This is a genomic window from Limnochorda sp., from assembly GCF_047459355.1.
Taxonomy (GTDB): Bacteria; Bacillota; Limnochordia; order Limnochordales; family Limnochordaceae; genus Limnochorda.
The window spans coordinates 1-1,702 of record NZ_VSCV01000083.1; the positions used below are offsets into that span (position 1 = coordinate 1).

Here is a 1,702-nt window from a genome sequence, read left to right on the forward strand (position 1 = left end):
GGCCAGGTCCCACAGGGCCACCTCCACGCCGCTCACCCCGCCCCCCTGCCGCCCGTGGCCGCCGAACGGCTTGATCCGGCGGAAGAGCTTATCCACGTGGCAGGGGTTCTCGCCCAAGAGCCGGCTCTTCAGCATGAGGGCGTACCGTCGGTCGCTCATGTCCCGGACCTCGCCCAGACCAACCAGCCCCTGATTGGTGTAGATCTTGAGCAGGGTGCAGTGGAAGGGCGCCCCCACGATATCGACGAAGCGCATGTCGGTAATGCGCAGCTCCGAAGGCCGCGAGTAGGGGTTCACCCGGTTGAGGGCCTCCCGGGCTGCCCGCTCGTCCATCGCCTCTCCCTCCCCACGCTCCTGGCGGACCCTTCAGGCCCGGTGGTACTTGGCAAAGACCTCCTTGAGGCTCTCGCCTCGAGCCAGGGCCTCCACCGAGAGCCGTTCCCGCTCGGCCACGTCCGTCACGGCGGAGAGCACTGAACCCAGAATCCCCTGGGGGATGACCAGCACCCCGTCACCGTCGCCGACGATCCAATCCCCTGGGTTGACCCGGACGGTGCTGGTGGTGGTTCCCGTCATGTAGATGGGCACCTGGAGCTCCTTGGGCCGCCAGCGCTTCTCCGATTCGATGGGCGACGTGTACCGGGCGAAGCACGCCCACCCTTCAATGGCCAGGATCCCGGCCCGGTCCCGGGTCCCGCCGTCGATGACCACCCCCACCGCGCCGGCGTTGCGGGCGCCGTAGCTCATCATCTCGCCCCAGTGGCCCGCCAGGCGGTCTCCTTCGGCGTTGATCACCACCACACAGCCCGGATAGATCTGGTCGAAGAGGGCGAAGTGGTCGATCTCGGGGATGGGCAAGGCCTCCCCGAAGCGGGGTTCCCGGGTCCCCAGGATGGTGAAGGCGGGACCGGCCACCCGCATCTCGGGCGCCAGGGGGCGGATGGCCAGGTCCAGGCACTGATGGGGGTACCCCATCCCATCGAGCACGTCGTAAAGATCCGCCGTCTTCACCGCTCGCAATCGTTCGGCAACGTGCGCCGTGGGCACACCCACGTTCCTGCACCCCTCCCTGCAGCTTTCCGCTCTCCCCCCGCCGGGACCGCGGCCACGAAGAAGGCCAGAACGACCGATCAGCCCTTGACGGCCCCCGCCGTCAGGCCGCCCATCAACCAGCGCTGGGTCAGCATGTAGAGCGCCACCACCGGCAGGGACGCCAGGACCGACGCCGCCATGATCCGCCCCCAGATGTAGATGTCGCTGATGATGAAGCCGGAGATCCCCACCGGCAGGGTCTGGACCGACGGCCGGGTGGTGAGCACCAGCGCGTAGAGAAACTCGCCCCACGAGAGGGTGAAGCTGGAGGTGGCCACCACCGCCACCGCCGGGGCGGCCAAGGGGAGGACGATCCGGGTGAGCGCTTGCAGGCGGCTCGCCCCGTCGATCATGGCCGCCTCCTCCAGTTCCAGCGGGATGGACCGGAAGGCGCTCATCAGCATCCACGTCCCGTAGGGCACCAGGAAGGTGGGATAGGCCACCAAGAGGCCGGCGAGACGCTCGGCCAACCCTAGAGAGCTGACCAGCAAGTACATGGGGATGAAGAGCACCGACTGGGGCACCAGGTAGGTGATCAGTACCAGGGTGGCCACGCCCTGCCGCCCGGGCAAGGGCAACCGGGTGATGCTGTAGGCGGCTAGGGTCGAGA

General features: G+C 68.2%; 2 protein-coding genes and 1 pseudogene. All 3 read right to left on the reverse strand.

All coding sequences use genetic code 11. The annotated features are described in order from the left end of the window. Window positions 1-333: pseudogene (locus FWJ67_RS10980) on the reverse strand (mandelate racemase/muconate lactonizing enzyme family protein); the annotation flags it as partial. A gap of 33 nt (window positions 334-366) precedes the next feature. After that, window positions 367-1,011 (reverse strand): RraA family protein, encoded by a 645-nt coding sequence (locus FWJ67_RS10985; RefSeq protein WP_304174084.1) that lies wholly within the window; start codon window positions 1,009-1,011, stop codon window positions 367-369. 119 nt (window positions 1,012-1,130) lie between these two features. Beyond that, on the reverse strand, window positions 1,131-1,702 hold a 572-nt coding region (locus tag FWJ67_RS10990; protein WP_304174086.1), incomplete at its 5' end, for a carbohydrate ABC transporter permease.